Annotated in this window: 14 protein-coding genes and 3 tRNA genes; 9 read left to right on the forward strand and 8 right to left on the reverse strand. The window is 42.4% G+C overall.

The window, feature by feature from the left end; genetic code table 11:
- The first annotated feature begins 50 nt into the window (after positions 1–50).
- The 3 genes from punC (at position 51) to GKR61_RS16480 (ending at position 2,500) form a co-directional block, all read left to right on the forward strand.
- Positions 51–1,274, forward strand: a complete 1,224-nt coding sequence (gene punC / locus GKR61_RS16470; protein ID WP_036953535.1) for a purine nucleoside transporter PunC — start codon at positions 51–53, stop codon at positions 1,272–1,274.
- Between the two features lie 173 nt (positions 1,275–1,447).
- Entirely contained in the window at positions 1,448–2,203 is a 756-nt protein-coding gene (locus GKR61_RS16475; RefSeq protein WP_036953538.1) for a helix-turn-helix transcriptional regulator, read from the forward strand.
- A 24-nt stretch (positions 2,204–2,227) separates the two neighbouring features.
- On the forward strand, positions 2,228–2,500 hold the full coding sequence (locus tag GKR61_RS16480) for a putative quinol monooxygenase (protein ID WP_036953541.1): 273 nt from the start codon (positions 2,228–2,230) through the stop codon (positions 2,498–2,500).
- An 81-nt stretch (positions 2,501–2,581) separates the two neighbouring features.
- Here the strand turns inward: GKR61_RS16480 and GKR61_RS16485 are convergent, their stop codons facing one another.
- On the reverse strand, positions 2,582–3,259 hold the full coding sequence (locus tag GKR61_RS16485; RefSeq protein ID WP_154599989.1) for a riboflavin synthase subunit alpha: 678 nt from the start codon (positions 3,257–3,259) through the stop codon (positions 2,582–2,584).
- 282 nt (positions 3,260–3,541) lie between these two features.
- Between GKR61_RS16485 and GKR61_RS16490 the strand changes: the two genes are divergently transcribed.
- The 6 genes from GKR61_RS16490 (at position 3,542) to GKR61_RS16515 (ending at position 7,944) form a co-directional block, all read left to right on the forward strand.
- Positions 3,542–4,915 (forward strand): MATE family efflux transporter, encoded by a 1,374-nt coding sequence (locus tag GKR61_RS16490; RefSeq protein ID WP_036953546.1) that lies wholly within the window; start codon positions 3,542–3,544, stop codon positions 4,913–4,915.
- A gap of 159 nt (positions 4,916–5,074) precedes the next feature.
- Positions 5,075–5,151 (forward strand) — tRNA-Val (locus GKR61_RS16495).
- 41 nt (positions 5,152–5,192) lie between these two features.
- A tRNA-Val gene (locus tag GKR61_RS16500) sits at positions 5,193–5,269 on the forward strand.
- Positions 5,270–5,311: 42 nt separating this feature from the next.
- Positions 5,312–5,388, forward strand: a tRNA-Val gene (locus GKR61_RS16505).
- A gap of 448 nt (positions 5,389–5,836) precedes the next feature.
- Positions 5,837–7,249, forward strand: coding sequence for a pyruvate kinase PykF (gene pykF, locus GKR61_RS16510; RefSeq protein WP_036950412.1), 1,413 nt, complete (start codon positions 5,837–5,839; stop codon positions 7,247–7,249).
- 458 nt (positions 7,250–7,707) lie between these two features.
- The gene (locus tag GKR61_RS16515) at positions 7,708–7,944 is read left to right on the forward strand and encodes a major outer membrane lipoprotein (protein WP_004263789.1); all 237 of its coding nucleotides are present in this window, start codon (positions 7,708–7,710) and stop codon (positions 7,942–7,944) included.
- A 107-nt stretch (positions 7,945–8,051) separates the two neighbouring features.
- On the opposite strand, the gene GKR61_RS16520 is transcribed toward GKR61_RS16515, so the two are convergent.
- The 7 genes from GKR61_RS16520 to sufA all read right to left on the reverse strand — a co-directional run bounded on the left by GKR61_RS16520 (position 8,052) and on the right by sufA (position 15,048).
- Positions 8,052–9,107 carry a L,D-transpeptidase family protein gene (locus GKR61_RS16520; protein ID WP_036950414.1) on the reverse strand — a complete coding sequence of 352 codons (1,056 nt, stop codon included), beginning with the start codon at positions 9,105–9,107 and terminating at the stop codon, positions 8,052–8,054.
- Between the two features lie 250 nt (positions 9,108–9,357).
- Positions 9,358–9,774, reverse strand: a complete 417-nt coding sequence (gene sufE, locus GKR61_RS16525) for a cysteine desulfuration protein SufE (protein ID WP_154599990.1) — start codon at positions 9,772–9,774, stop codon at positions 9,358–9,360.
- Positions 9,775–9,846: 72 nt separating this feature from the next.
- Positions 9,847–11,085 (reverse strand): cysteine desulfurase SufS, encoded by a 1,239-nt coding sequence (sufS, locus tag GKR61_RS16530; protein WP_036950418.1) that lies wholly within the window; start codon positions 11,083–11,085, stop codon positions 9,847–9,849.
- Between the two features lie 4 nt (positions 11,086–11,089).
- Positions 11,090–12,397: a Fe-S cluster assembly protein SufD gene (gene sufD, locus GKR61_RS16535; protein ID WP_154639909.1), complete on the reverse strand. Its 1,308-nt coding sequence runs from the start codon at positions 12,395–12,397 to the stop codon at positions 11,090–11,092.
- On the reverse strand, positions 12,372–13,118 hold the full coding sequence (gene sufC, locus GKR61_RS16540) for a Fe-S cluster assembly ATPase SufC (protein WP_036950422.1): 747 nt from the start codon (positions 13,116–13,118) through the stop codon (positions 12,372–12,374). Before sufC ends, sufD begins: the two co-directional genes overlap by 26 nt.
- Before the next feature lie 45 nt (positions 13,119–13,163).
- The gene (gene sufB / locus GKR61_RS16545; RefSeq protein WP_036950424.1) at positions 13,164–14,663 is read right to left on the reverse strand and encodes a Fe-S cluster assembly protein SufB; all 1,500 of its coding nucleotides are present in this window, start codon (positions 14,661–14,663) and stop codon (positions 13,164–13,166) included.
- A gap of 16 nt (positions 14,664–14,679) precedes the next feature.
- Positions 14,680–15,048, reverse strand: a complete 369-nt coding sequence (sufA, locus tag GKR61_RS16550) for a Fe-S cluster assembly scaffold SufA (protein WP_036950521.1) — start codon at positions 15,046–15,048, stop codon at positions 14,680–14,682.
- Between the last annotated feature and the right edge of the window lie 30 nt (positions 15,049–15,078).

Raw genomic sequence — 15,078 nt, forward strand, 5'->3', positions numbered from 1 at the left:
ACAATAAGATAACTATCAACATTATTTTAAATATAGATTAAGCAAAAACTATGACAAATACTGCGACAAAAAACTCCTCTGGATTTTTGATTTATCTTGCTGGCCTAAGCATGCTGGGGTTTTTAGCCATCGATATGTATCTGCCTGCCTTTGGTTCAATGCAAACAACCTTAAATACGACTGAAGGCGCTATCAGCGCATCATTAAGTATCTTTCTAGCGGGCTTCGCGTTTGCCCAGCTATTATGGGGACCCCTTTCAGATAAATTAGGACGCAAACCTATCCTCATTGTTGGGCTTTCGCTGTTCATTATTAGCTGTCTAGCAATGATTTGGGTCACCGATGCCACTCAGTTATTAATCCTTCGATTCTTGCAGGCTGTTGGCGTTTGTTCTGCTGCGGTTTTATGGCAGGCCCTCGTTATCGACCGCTATAACGAAGCTGATACCCAAAAAGTATTTGCCTCTATTATGCCTTTAGTGGCGCTTTCTCCTGCATTAGCGCCACTTTTAGGTGCCTGGGTGCTTGAACACAAAAACTGGGAATTTATCTTCATCGTGCTGATGATGGTGGGCGTTTTACTCCTGCTACCGACTTTGATGCTAAAAAAAGTGGCACCGAAAGTCATCGCAGAAGAAAACCAGCCACAAACCAAAGTTTCCTTTGCTACCTTGCTAAGCTCCCCTGTTTTCAGTGGTAACGTACTTGTGTACGCAGCATGTAGCGCTGGCTTTTTTGCATGGCTAACGGGTTCGCCGTTTATTCTACGCAATATGGGATTTAACCCTGCGGATATCGGCCTGAGTTATATTCCTCAAACACTGGCATTTATTGTCGGGGGATACGGCTGCCGCTTCGTATTAGCTAAAGTTCGCGCTGAAACGTTGTTCCCAATCTTGCTAGCAGGTTATGCCGTTAGTATGATTATTCTCTTTGTGATGGCGATTTATACGCAGCCAACATTAACCATGATTTTGGTTCCATTTTGCTTTATGGCAGCAATGAACGGAGCATCATACCCAATTGCAGTCGCCAAAGCCCTCAATACGTTCCCATCTGCTAGTGGTAAGGCTGCTGCACTACAAAATGCGTTACAGTTAGGGTTATGTTTCTTAGCCAGTTTATTAGTGTCTGCTCTTACATTTGACCCTTTACTCGCTACAACTGGTGTGATGGCATTTACTGTAATCCCAATGATTATAGGCTATTTCATGCAGCGTTGTGCCAGCAAATCCAATAATGCGATTAAGCACACTGAATATCAGCATGACTAATCGTTAGTTAACGTTATTTTTTGGCATCATAAAAATCAGTTCCGTTACTATTATTAATAACGGAACTGATTTTTAATAAATACGTTATTTGGTTAATATATCGTTTATAGAGTTAATTTTTTCCCTATAACACGCTATTATTAGCATATTCAATTATGACGTTTTGAAGAGCCATGCTGAAACAGTATTATCCTCCTGATGAATTAAAAGAATTTGTTAGTTCAGTTTTGATTATCAAGAAATTTACTGATGCTATTAAGATCTTCCCAGGCACAGGTGCTGAAATATGGGTTTCGACTGAAAATATCAGTATGTCGACTCACGAACATACATCCGTCAATCCATTTCAGTTAATCATCCCCAGAGTCAATATATTTACGGCTATCCCGAATAATGCCAGCGTGATGGTTCTACGTATTCGCCACGATGCCCTACGTTTTTTACTTCCCCAACGCACGTTAAATTATACGGATATCCCTACTCCGCTTAGCCAAGTTTGGAGTGATAACTGGTTTAAAGCATTGGCCAATTCTTCTTTTAAAGAGTTGAATTCGTGTTTTTATGTCACTAAAGCAACAAAAAAAAACCATTTTATTGACCAAGTTATCGATTCCCTTTATCGCAATCCAAATAAAAAAATTACCGAAATTGCCGATGATATTGGCTACAGCGCACGCTTAGTTCAAAAAGAGTTTTTAAAAGAATTTGGGATCACGCCAAAACGGTACCAGATCAATTGTCGCTTAGAGCAAGTGATGAAAACCATGGTAAAGGAACAAGATACTTATCGTTGGTTTGAAACGGGTTATTATGATCAATCCCACTTTTATCGCGATTTTAAGCGTTACTTTACCATGACACCGTCGGCGTTTTTAAAGTCAAATTATTCGCTTTTTTACAATACAAAAACAAAGTCTCCATTAAGATAGTTCTGAGTACATAAGGAGAATGGTATGAGTATTGTTGTATATGCCCAAATCACTACCGAAAAAAAGGACGGGTATTTAACGAAGAAAATCGTTAGCGAAATTGCCAAACGCAGCCGGATGGAAAAAGGATGTTTGCAGTATGACCTGATGGCAAAAGAAAATGGCTACATTGTGTTTGAAGAGTGGGAAAATGCACAAGCATTAGAAATGTATCAAAAAAGCGCTCATTTCAAACAACTTGTTGACGCGATTGAACGTGACAATGCCATTTTTTCGGTCAATTTTAGTGAGAAGTAATAGAATATTCCGGTGAATTTATTACCTACCGATTCAACAGATTATAGCTCTGCATAGAGCTATAATCTTATCAGGTCAAAACTAGATTGACGATTTTTCGCTATCTACTGAGTCATCACTCTCTTGTTTCTGCTTCAATAACATTTCTTGTTCTTTCTGATGCAAAACACGCTCAACAGTATCAACAATAGCTTGAGTTTGTGGGTCAATCTCAATGTTGACTTTATGACCCAGTCGTTTGCTACCCAGTGTTGTTCTCGCCAACGTTTCTGGGATCAAATGCACGCAGAAACGGTTGTTGATAACATCTCCGACCGTTAAGCTGATTCCATCAATCGCCACAAATCCCTTATGCAAGATATACTTCATCAAGGCTTTATCATAAATAGATAGCCAAACTTGATGATTATCTTCAGAGGTGAAAATCTTACTAATTTCTGCAGTGGTTACAATATGACCCGAAACCACATGTCCGCCAATTTCATCACCATATTTCGCAGCACGTTCAATATTAACCACATCCCCTTCTTTTAAGTCACCTAAATTAGTGAGGCGCAATGTTTCTTTGATTAAATCAAAGCTAACATTCTCCCCCTCAATTTTAGTCACCGTTAAACAGCAACCGTTATGCGCAACGGATGCGCCGGTTTCTAAACCCACTAATAATTCTGGCGTGAATTTCATGACATGAGTACGGAAATTAGCTCTTTCCGTGATTGAGATAATTGGAGCGGTTCCTTGAACAATGCCTGTAAACATAATGACTCTCAGTGCAGTGAATTAATGAACTCAGTTTACCTAAGAATTTTCAGAGATCTATCTTATTTGAGTGGTTATATTTATGCTGCCATCACAAAACATTTAAACGGTTTCTATACTAATCTGCTGTTTTATTATTCTTATCTATAACTATGTTGGATTGGTTACATAAAAGAGATAGAATAAGGGGTTAGCATTAACTATCTGATTTTTTAGTAAATCATAGATTTTCATTCCGCTTTTTTCTTTTTTTAATTCGAAACTTATTGTGAAGGTGTATGCGTGCAGAAATATATTACAGAAGCGCGTAGCTTGTTGGCTCTCGGTATCCCTATCTTCTTTGCCCAATTTTCCCAAACCGCCATGGGGTTTGTGGACACCATCATGGCGGGAAGTGTTAGCGAAATCGAAATGTCAGCTGTGGCTGTTGGTTTTTCTATTTGGTTGCCTGCTATTTTATTAGGGCAAGGTATTCTCATGGCGCTCACGCCAATCATCGCTCAAATGAACGGTTCAGGTCGCAGAAACCTAATTGGCGACCAAGTTCAACAAGGCTTGTGGCTAGCCTTTATTTTAGGCGTTAGTATCATGTTACTGTTATATAACAGTAAATTGATCATTAGCAACATGCCTCATATTGACCAAGAGTTAGCCGATAAATCGGTTCGTTTCCTACACGCGATTATGTGGGGAGCCCCAGGTTACCTATTTTATCAAGTGTACCGTAGCCAGTGTGAAGGGTTATCAAAAACCAAACCTGGCATGGTTATTGGTTTTCTTGGCTTGATGGTCAATATTCCAGTGAACTATATCTTCATTTATGGTCACTTTGGAGCACCTGCCTTAGGTGGTGTTGGTTGCGGCGTGGCGACAGCAACGGTGTATTGGGCAATGTGCCTGATGATGAGATGGTATGTTAAACACGCACCAAATCAGAGAGATATTCGCCCTGCTCAGCCATTAGGCGCACCAAATCCAGATATCCTGAAACGCATTATTGTGCTCGGAACACCGATTGGATTAGCGCTGTTTTTTGAGGTTACCCTGTTTGCGGTTGTTGCCCTATTGGTCGCTCCTTTAGGCGTTGTTGCGGTCGCGGGTCACCAAGTAGCGCTTAACTTTAGTTCTGTGATGTTTATGTTCCCATTATCAATGGGTATCGCTGTCACCATTCGAGTTGGCTATAACTTGGGACGTCAATCTACCGATGCCGCAAAAGTCTCTTCCTATACTGGTTTAGCGGTAGGATTAAGTTTAGCTTGCTTAACGGCCATCTTTACCAGTACGTTCCGCGAACCTATCGCCATGATGTATAACAAGAATCCTGAAGTAGTTGTTTTAGCATCTAGCTTGATGCTCTATGCAGCGCTTTATCAGCTTTCAGATTCTATTCAAGTCATTGGTGCTGGTGTGTTACGTGGGTATAAAGATACTCGCTCAATCTTCTTTATTACCTTTACAGCATATTGGATTCTAGGTTTACCGTCTGGCTATGTTTTGGCGTTAACCGACTTCATTACCGAACCGATGGGGCCAAAAGGTTTCTGGTTAGGATTTATTATCGGGCTCACCGCGGCGGCTATTGGTATGGCAACACGAATTTTGTGGATCCATCGCCAACCTGACAGTGTCGTTTTATTACGTTCAACGCGATAATTGGCGTAATTTTCAGCATTTTATGGTAAGGCGGTAAATGTTTTTCTGCGAATAGTTTTAAATACGAGCAAACTCTCGCAAAATTACATTTTCCCCTTGCCAGATTGACAGCAGAACGTTAATATTCGTCCCCGTCGTTAGAGCAGTAATAATTGATATGCGTCCGTAGCTCAGTTGGTTAGAGCACCACCTTGACATGGTGGGGGTCGGTAGTTCGAGTCTACTCGGACGCACCATTTAAATTCATCACTAGCGACAAACAAAGTTTCACCTCAGTGCGTCCGTAGCTCAGTTGGTTAGAGCACCACCTTGACATGGTGGGGGTCGGTAGTTCGAGTCTACTCGGACGCACCATTTGAATTTGTCATCAGTGACAAACCAAAGCTTCATCTCAGTGCGTCCGTAGCTCAGTTGGTTAGAGCACCACCTTGACATGGTGGGGGTCGGTAGTTCGAGTCTACTCGGACGCACCATTCTACTTATTCCGAATCATTATTTATCCTGAGCCCTACTTACCCTGATTAAAGTGCTTTTTTCAAATATCATATTTATCTTGATTGTGATTTTGTTTTCCCTTATTTTGTTGCGCAACCCACTTTCAACTGAAAATCTCGCTGTTGTTTGATCTTAATTACTTCTGCATCAAATTTAGCAAAATTTGATTTGTCTCACAGTTTGATGTTGTTTATAATAATCCCACAAGCTGAAAGGTTTCAACAAAGACAAATCAGCATGTTAGCTTTAATGAAAAATGTCATCTACACTATAATAAGAGTCAAAAAGTGACGTTTTTTAAATAACCAGATTTTGAATACCAGACTGTCGCCTATTCTTATAAATGAGTTGCGCAACATAGACTATCTTGCGCATTAAGCATCGGCGGCAATACCGATTTCCTTTATAACCATTAGATAGACTGCCATGAAAAAAACCAAAATTGTTTGTACCATCGGTCCAAAAACCGAATCAGAAGAGAAATTAACTCAGTTATTGGATGCAGGCATGAACGTCATGCGCCTTAACTTCTCCCACGGTGACTATGAAGAACACGGTCAACGTATCAACAACCTCCGCTCTGTCTGTGCAAAAACCGGTAAACAAGCAGCTATTCTGCTGGACACTAAAGGTCCAGAAATCCGCACCATGAAACTGGAAGGCGGCAATGATGTTTCTCTCGTTGCAGGTCAAACTTTCACTTTCACAACAGATACTTCCGTTATCGGCAACCAAGAACGCGTTGCAGTCACTTACCCTGGCTTAACCAAAGACCTGAAAGTGGGTGACACCGTTTTAGTGGATGATGGTTTAATCGGGATGACCGTAACCAACATCACTGCAACTGAAGTCATTTGCCAAGTATTAAACAATGGCGATCTTGGTGAGAAAAAAGGTGTTAACTTACCGGGCGTTTCTATTGGCTTACCTGCTCTGGCAGAAAAAGATAAAGAAGACCTCGTTTTCGGTTGCCAACAAGGTGTCGACTTTGTTGCCGCTTCATTTATCCGTAAACGTTCAGACGTTGAAGAAATTCGCGCTCACCTGAAAAAACACGGTGGCGAGAATATTCAAATCATCTCTAAAATCGAAAACCAAGAAGGTTTAAATAACTTCGACGAAATTCTTGAAGCCTCTGACGGTATCATGGTTGCTCGTGGTGACTTAGGGGTTGAAATCCCGGTAGAAGAAGTTATCTTCGCCCAAAAAATGATGATTGAAAAATGTGTTAAAGCTCGCAAAGTCGTTATCACTGCGACTCAAATGCTAGATTCAATGATCAAAAACCCACGCCCTACCCGCGCAGAAGCTGGTGACGTTGCAAACGCCATCTTAGACGGTACAGATGCTGTTATGCTGTCTGGAGAAAGTGCGAAAGGTAAGTATCCAGTTGAAGCTGTGACTATCATGGCAACTATCTGTGAACGTACTGACCGCGTTATGCCAACGCGTATTGAAAATCAAAAACCAACCCAGCGCTTACGTGTGACTGAAGCTGTCTGCCGTGGTGCCGTTGAAATGTCTGAAAAACTGGACGTGCCATTAATCGTTGTCGCAACTTATGGTGGTAAATCCGCAAAATCAGTACGTAAATACTTCCCTACCGCACCGATTCTGGCTCTGACAACTAACGAAGAAACTGCTCGCCAGTTACTGTTAGTGAAAGGCGTTATTCCGATGATCGTGGGTCCTTTCGAATCCACAGATGATTTCTATCGTGAAGGAAAACGTGCAGCGTTGGAAAGTGGTTTAGCGGTTGAAGGTGATGCCGTCGTGATGGTATCCGGAGCATTAGTACAAAGTGGTACAACAAATACCTCATCAGTACATGTTCTGTAGTTGTCTTGCATCACAGTTGTCCTGCATAATCTAGCGTGACATTAACCCTATTGCTTCACGGCAGTAGGGTTTTTTATTATCTGGAATAACTGAAATTTAGCAATCCGTGCGAAACATAATTTCAATAAGTTACGTTATGATCCGCGAAGATATAATTCACCCAGATTTTGATTACAAAGCATTTACAAAATAAATCATAAAACGATAACCATTCGCTCAAATTTCAAACTAAATAACCCTTAATTGAAATTTTTATTCGTTTTCACCCTGTTAAATATAAAGTATTTCTAGCAAAACTTTGAATTACGTACTAGCATAAGACTTAGTAAGTACCATACCCTAATTTACATTAGGTTGTTTTAAAGGGATAGAGGTAGCTTTAAGATAACGCTCTTAAGTCTATTTTTTGGTTACTTGCTTTTATATTTTCAAGATAAATCAATCTAGAGGGTAAAATAATGATTCGTACTAAAATTGTACTGGGCTCTATCGTATTAGCTTCAGCATTACTGGCGGGTTGTTCTAACAGCACTGAAGTGCAAAAGCTCTCTTCAGACGTGCAAACTCTGAACGGTAAAGTTGACCAACTGAGCAACGACGTTCAGTCTCTGCGTTCTGATGTACAAACTGCACAAGAAGAAGCAGCTCGTGCAAACCAACGTCTGGACAACCAAGTACGTACTTACAAAAAATAAGTCCGGCTTAATGTTATCTAGAAAAGCTTAATAGCTGAATTATTGTTGAGGGCCTATTTTATAGGCCCTTATTTTTTACTTCAAAACTCATTTAAGGTAGGCAGTCATTAGCTTTTAAATGACTGATATTTGGCAGGAATTGAAGACTTCACTTCTCCTTCAAACACAGGTTGTGGTTGAGTAATCGTGAATGGCGCAATTGGTTTTAATTGCTGATAATCGCGTTTCATCGATTCTGAATCATCCCCAACATTAACCCTTACTGGCAATCCTGAACGTCTAGACAACTCTGCTTGAACTTTTGCTTTATCAATGCCTGGGTTACTCGCTAAAAACGCTTGGAAATCTTCAGTCAGCTTGATTGGCATTGTCTGTGGGTCATCACTGTCTTTACGTGACAATGGCTGATGCACCTCAATGTAATAGCTACCATCTGGCTCTTTTGCATATTTAACTGGCTGATCGATAACTTGAACGCGCGTTCCTTTTGGTACGTTAGTAAACAGTGCTTTAATATCATCTGGGCGTAGACGAATACAGCCAGAGCTAACACGCATACCAATACCAAAATTGGCGTTAGTACCGTGGATCAAGTATTCACCACGACCATAAGACAGGCGTAAGGCATACAGCCCCATCGGGTTTTCTGGACCAGCAGGTACCACCGCCGGGAGTGTGATACCCTGCTGTGCATAATGTTTACGGATATTGGTGGTTGGTGTCCATGTAGGGTCTTTAATCAATTGGCTAATGGACGTCACCATTTCAGGTGTATCTCGTCCTAGCTGACCAATACCGATCGGATACACAGCCACTTTATGGCTATTTTCAGGGTAATAATAAAGACGCATTTCCGCTAAGTTAATCACGATACCGGTACGCGGTGTCGAAGGTAATAACATTTGAGCAGGAATAATCAGTGGCTTACCCACTTCAGGTAAATAAGGGTCTGTTCCAGGGTTCGCCTCTAACATCGCCAACAAACCAATCTGATAGTCGCTTGCTATAGCTTCCAGTGGGCGCCCATCGTTAGGCACCACATAGGTGATATTTTCCCCGATCAGGCGTGTGTTGTTATTGGGTAATGGATAATCTTTAGCCTGCGCTGGTGCCAGCACCGCACTCATGACAAACAGACTTACCGCCGTCAAAACTCTTTTCATACCTACTCCAAGGAAAATAAGATTCATTACAAAATTCAAACAATATCGCTCATAATAGCAACTATCTCGAATATCTTTAATACTTAATAAATATTTTAGTCTGCTAATAATTTGAATGTGAGCTAACTTTGTCTCGTCATTGTTAGTTTAGCAATAAAATACAGTGAGTTACTTAGGTATATTTTCTAGGATAAAAATAATAGGAAGAAAAGAAAAGTGTGGGAAATTCCGACAATTTCCCACTGAGTACTTAAAGAAGTTGGTGAGCTCGCGCTAAAATCGACTTAATCATGCCATTTAAACCTTGAGTCCGAGAAGGCGTAAGATGCTGCTCAAGCGCCAATTGCTGGAAAAAGTGTTTTACATCCACAGTAAGGATCTGTTCAGGTGTTTTTCCTTGAAAGAGAATAATCACAATCGCCACTAACCCTTTAACAATAGCGGCATCACTATCTCCGGCAAGAACAACATGACCATCCGGTTGTTTTTGCATATCAATCCACACTTGGCTTTGGCAACCTGCTATCAAGTTATCATCCACCTGTTGAGCTTCAGATAACGCAGGTAATCGCCCGCCCAGTTCAATCATATACAAATAGCGTTCTTCCCAATCTTGGCAACGTGCAAAATTGCGTAATAGCTTCGCTTCATCGGGTAATGCCGACATAATATTTCCTTCTCTCTATCTGCTACAATCTCTATTTGCTGCAATACGGTGACTTCGATATACCATCGGTATCTAGCCAAGTAATTGTTTAACACGCAGTAACGCATTATACAAAGCATCGATATCCTGCTTAGTCGTATAAACACCAATAGATGCCCGACACATCGCAGGAACTTGATAATGTTCCATTAATGGCATAGCACAGTGGTGCCCAGTACGAATAGCAATCCCATATCTATCCAGAAATGCCCCAACATCATAAGCATGATGTTCACCTAAATTAAAGGCTATCACGCCTTCACGTTGGTCATTCCCATATAAATGAAGGGAAGGCACTTGCTTAAGCAAATCCGTCGCATATTGCATCAATTGCTTTTCATACGTAAAAGTTTCGCTTAATCCTAACTCATTGAGATAGTCTAAAGCTGCGCCTAACCCAATGATACCACTAATATTTGGGGTGCCAGCTTCAAATCGCCATGGAATGTCCGCAAATGTGACTCCTTTTTTCAGGCTGACTTGGCGGATCATCGCCCCACCCCCTTCCCAAGGCGGCATTTTTTCAAGCAATGCCTTCTTGCCGTAGAGGATCCCAATACCGGTTGGTCCATATAGCTTATGGCCTGAACAAACATAAAAATCGCAATCTAGCGCTTGTACATCCACCTGTTGATGCATCGCCCCTTGTGCACCATCCACGAGGATGGTCAGCCTATTTCCATACCTCCCTGCAATTTCACGCGCTTGTGAAATCAATTTTTTCACCGGATTAACGGTACCAAGCACATTGGAAATATGAGTGAAACTGAAGAGTTTTGTACGCACATCGATGAGTTGTGCGAGCTGAGTGGCATCGAGGGTACCATCCTCAAGGATAGGCAGGATTCTGACTTCAAAGCCACGCTCTTGCGCCAACATAAACCAAGGAACAATGTTCGCATGGTGCTCCATTTCAGTGATAATAATATTATCACCTTGCTGGATAAACTGGCGCCCAAAGCTATTAGCAACAAGGTTAATCCCTTCCGTCGTCCCTTTGACAAACACTATCTCTTCAGGGGAGGCCGCATGCAAAAAATCCGCGGCTTTTTGGCGAACATTTTCCACCAGCGTGGTGGCATTCGCGCTTAACGTATGAACCCCACGGTGCACTGCCGCGTATTGATGCAACGTAAATTGACTCTCTGCATCCACAACCTGCTGAGGCTTTTGAGCACTCGCCGCACTATCTAAATAGACCAATGGATGGTTATTCACGGATTGCGCTAAGGCAGGAAAATCCTGCCTGACCGATTCAACATCAAATAACATCGGTTTACACCTCCGCTAAGCGTTGATGAATATTCGCCATCACGGCCTGTTTTAACCCATCGATGGTAATAGATTCGGTTAATTCAGCTGCGAATGCATTGATAATCATCTGTTTAGCAGCTTGACTATCAATCCCTCTAGAGCGTAGATAAAAGAGTTGCTCATCATCGATGCGCCCAACCGTTGCCCCATGACCACACTTCACGTCATCAGCATAGATCTCCAGTTGAGGCTTCGTGTCAATTTCCGCTTTTTCACCCAGTAACAGGGTATTGTTAGTCATTTGACCGTCTGTTTTCAGCGCGTTAGGGTCAACTTTGATCATCCCGTTGAATACCGCTTTGCTGCTATCCATGGCGATCACTTTATGCAGCTGTCGGCTATTACAATAACCCGCATTGTGTTCAAGATAGCTGCGTGTGTCGGCAATTTCATTACCTTGCGGCAACAACAGGCTGTTTAACTCGAATTCCGTATTTTCACCGTCAAGACGGCTACTTGTATGATGACGAGTTAGCCCTGCACCTAATAAAAAGCAGCTACTTTTCACTTGGCTATCACGCCCCACCACAATGTCATTATGAGCAAAGTGCTGCGCCTGTGGGTTTTCTGTCATCAGTTTGAAATGGGTAAACTGAGCGTTATCACCCACTTCAACCGTTAAACGCCCACCAGTAAGATGCGCTTGGTCATCTAAACTGACAAAGTGTTCAATCACTTGAGACTGGCTATTGTTCCCCAGAGTCAAATGATAGCGATATTGGCTCATGTTCATTGAGCTTGGATCATGGCTACCACTGGAGATATTCAGTAAATAGAGTGGCTTAGTCGCAACTTTATTGGCAGCTAACTGGATGATAAGCGGTTGAGCCGCTAGGCATTCCGTTAAATGTAAGAAAATCTCGCTGTTCACCGCATCTGGTAGCCAGTCTTGGCTATCGAGCAGAGAAACTTGAAATTCCCCCGTATCGACAGAGCTCAGTTCCGCATTGTAGCGCCCATCCACCAACACAACACGATAGGCATCGATAGCTAATGCGAGTGCGTCACTTAGCGGTGCCTGCTGTTCTTGTGAGCTAAAACGGTAGTGGGTATTTAACACGCTGTTTAACGGAGTATAGCGCCAGTCTTCATGACGAAAAGCGGGCAGCCCTACGTGTTTAGCAAGGCTCCAATGGGTTTGAGCGTGCTGAGATTTTCCACCTAATCCTTGCTCATATAGCGTTTCAAAACGGCGCATTGCCTGCTGATTTAAAGCATCAACCGCAGCGCGTTTTTCCGCTCTTTCACTGTTGGTCAATAAGCCAGCCATAGCCTTGCTCCTCCAGTTTTTTCGCTAAACTGAAATCACCGGATTTGATGATTTTTCCTTGATACAGGACGTGAACAAAATCAGGTTTTACATAGTCCAAAATTCGCTGATAGTGGGTCACGATAATAAATGAACGCTCTGGTGTACGTAGTGAATTCACGCCATTGGAGACGATTTTTAGCGCATCGATATCTAAACCCGAATCGGTTTCATCTAAAATACATAACTTAGGCTCTAACGCAGCCATCTGTAAAATGTCATTCCGTTTTTTCTCTCCACCGGAGAAACCTACGTTAACTGAACGAGTAAGCAGGTCTTGTGGCATATCCAACAATTCGATTTTATCTTCGATAAAATCTTGGAAATCAAAGCGGTCTAACGCCTCTTGCTGGCGATATTCGCGCACCGCATTCACTGACGTTTGCAGGAAAAATTGGTTACTCACACCCGGAATTTCAACCGGATATTGGAATGCAAGAAAAATCCCTTCACCCGCGCGTTCCTCTGGATCTAACTCAAGTAAATCCTTACCGTTGAATGTCACTTCACCACTATCAATTTGGTAATCTTCACGGCCTGCTAGGGTTGCGGACAAAGTACTTTTACCCGAACCGTTTGGTCCCATAATCGCATGAACTTCACCCGGTTTAATTTCCAGAGACAGCCCTTTTAAAATTTCATTACCTTCTACACTTACATGTAAATCTTTAATACTTAACATATCAACATGCCTTTAGCGCTCAAGCGCAACTAAACTCGGTTAGGATCAGCCCACACTGTGTTCTAAGCTGATAGCCAATAATTTTTGTGCCTCAACGGCAAACTCTAGTGGCAATTCTGAGAAAACATCTTTACAGAAGCCGTTAACAATCATTGAGATAGCGTCATCTTCGCTGATCCCACGTTGCAAGCAATAAAACAGCTGGTCTTCACCAATGCGCGACGTTGTCGCTTCATGTTCTAATTGCGCGGTATTGTTCTTCACTTCCACATACGGGAAGGTATGAGCGCCACATTGGGTACCAATCAGCATGGAGTCACATTGGGTAAAATTACGAGCGTTATGGGCACTCGGAAGTATTTTGACGAGCCCACGATAACTATTTTGGCTTTTACCTGCCGAAATCCCTTTTGAGATAATCGTTGAGCGGGTATTTTTGCCAATGTGGATCATTTTGGTGCCCGTATCCGCTTGTTGGTTACCGTTGGTCAGCGCGACAGAGAAAAATTCCCCAACAGAGTTATCCCCTTTTAAAATCACGCTTGGGTATTTCCACGTAATGGCAGAACCTGTTTCGGATTGTGTCCATGACATTTTGGAATTTTCCCCTTCGCACAGGGCACGCTTAGTCACGAAATTGAGAATTCCCCCCGTTTCGCTATCACCACCCGAGAACCAGTTTTGGACTGTCGAGTACTTCACTTCGGCATCTTTATGGATAATCACTTCCACAACAGCTGCGTGCAATTGATAGCTATCCCTCACTGGTGCTGAACACCCTTCGATGTAACTCACATAACTGCCTTCGTCGGCAATTAATATTGTGCGTTCAAATTGCCCTGTTTTTGCCGCATTAATACGGAAATAAGTCGATAACTCCATAGGGCAACGCACCCCTTTCGGGATGTAAACAAAAGTTCCGTCCGATGCCACGGCTGCATTCAGTGCAGCAAAAAAGTTATCGTGACTCGAGACGACGCTACCTAAATATTTTTGAACCAGCTCAGGGTATTCTTGAATAGCTTCGCTGAACGAGCAGAAAATGATCCCGTGCTTGGCTAAATCGCCACGGTAGGTTGTTGATACAGAAACGGAGTCAAAAATCGCATCTACCGCCACTTTACTGCCTTCACGGACAGGCACACCAAGCTGATTGAAGGCATCTTCCACTTCGCTCGTCAGGTAATTCGCTTCTTCCGCAGCGCCTGTTGATTGTGTCGCGCCTGGCTGTGAACCACAGGCATCATCACACGACCCGCAAGATGGCGCGGAATAATAGCTATAATCTTGGTAATCCAAATTTGGATAATGGGCTTTCAGCCAGTGTGGCTCTTCCATGCCTTTCCAGTGATTAAAGGCATCAAGACGAAATTGCAGCATCCACTCAGGTTCATTACGCTTCGCAGAAATAGCACGAACCACCTCTTCATTTAGCCCTTTTGCCATCTCATCGGTGGCAACTTGGGTAAAAAAGCCTTCTTTATAACGTTTTTCATCAAGCCAGCTTTGAACATCTTCGCCAACTTCTACATTGCTCTGAGACATAATCTAGCTTCACAAGTTAAACGCCGAAGCTTTCACCACACCCACAGGCATGTTGAGCTTTCGGGTTATTAAATTTAAAAATATGGTTAAGCCCTTCTTGGACATAATCCACTACCGTGCCATCAATGAATGGCATTGCTTTTTTAGGCACATACAAGTGTGCGCCATCGAGTTCAAACACTAAGTGGTCATCGGTTGGGTTTTCAATCATCTCGAAGACGTATCCAAAACCTGCACATCCCGACTGTTTCACGCCGAGGGATAGACCTTTACTATTCGGTGTTTGAAGAACTAACTTATTGATCTGTTTAGCGGCACTTGGGGTTAGGCTGACGCCCTGCCATGAATTTTCATCCAATGAAAATGTTTCTACACCACCAGTCATATTGACCTCACTTTTCTTATGGTTTTTCAG

The sequence above is a fragment of the Providencia sp. wls1916 genome, from assembly GCF_009706585.1.
GTDB lineage: Bacteria > Pseudomonadota > Gammaproteobacteria > Enterobacterales > Enterobacteriaceae > Providencia > Providencia lanzhouensis.

Coding starts and splice junctions, on each gene's coding strand:
- sufA (WP_036950521.1), bottom strand. CDS start 15,048: ATGACTGGTGGTGTAGAAACATTTTCATTGGATGAAAATTCATGGCAG.
- sufB (WP_036950424.1), bottom strand. CDS start 14,663: ATGTCTCAGAGCAATGTAGAAGTTGGCGAAGATGTTCAAAGCTGGCTT.
- sufC (WP_036950422.1), bottom strand. CDS start 13,118: ATGTTAAGTATTAAAGATTTACATGTAAGTGTAGAAGGTAATGAAATT.
- GKR61_RS16475 (WP_036953538.1), top strand. CDS start 1,448: ATGCTGAAACAGTATTATCCTCCTGATGAATTAAAAGAATTTGTTAGT.
- GKR61_RS16485 (WP_154599989.1), bottom strand. CDS start 3,259: ATGTTTACAGGCATTGTTCAAGGAACCGCTCCAATTATCTCAATCACG.
- sufS (WP_036950418.1), bottom strand. CDS start 11,085: ATGTTATTTGATGTTGAATCGGTCAGGCAGGATTTTCCTGCCTTAGCG.
- sufD (WP_154639909.1), bottom strand. CDS start 12,397: ATGGCTGGCTTATTGACCAACAGTGAAAGAGCGGAAAAACGCGCTGCG.
- punC (WP_036953535.1), top strand. CDS start 51: ATGACAAATACTGCGACAAAAAACTCCTCTGGATTTTTGATTTATCTT.
- GKR61_RS16515 (WP_004263789.1), top strand. CDS start 7,708: ATGATTCGTACTAAAATTGTACTGGGCTCTATCGTATTAGCTTCAGCA.
- pykF (WP_036950412.1), top strand. CDS start 5,837: ATGAAAAAAACCAAAATTGTTTGTACCATCGGTCCAAAAACCGAATCA.
- GKR61_RS16480 (WP_036953541.1), top strand. CDS start 2,228: ATGAGTATTGTTGTATATGCCCAAATCACTACCGAAAAAAAGGACGGG.
- sufE (WP_154599990.1), bottom strand. CDS start 9,774: ATGTCGGCATTACCCGATGAAGCGAAGCTATTACGCAATTTTGCACGT.
- GKR61_RS16520 (WP_036950414.1), bottom strand. CDS start 9,107: ATGAAAAGAGTTTTGACGGCGGTAAGTCTGTTTGTCATGAGTGCGGTG.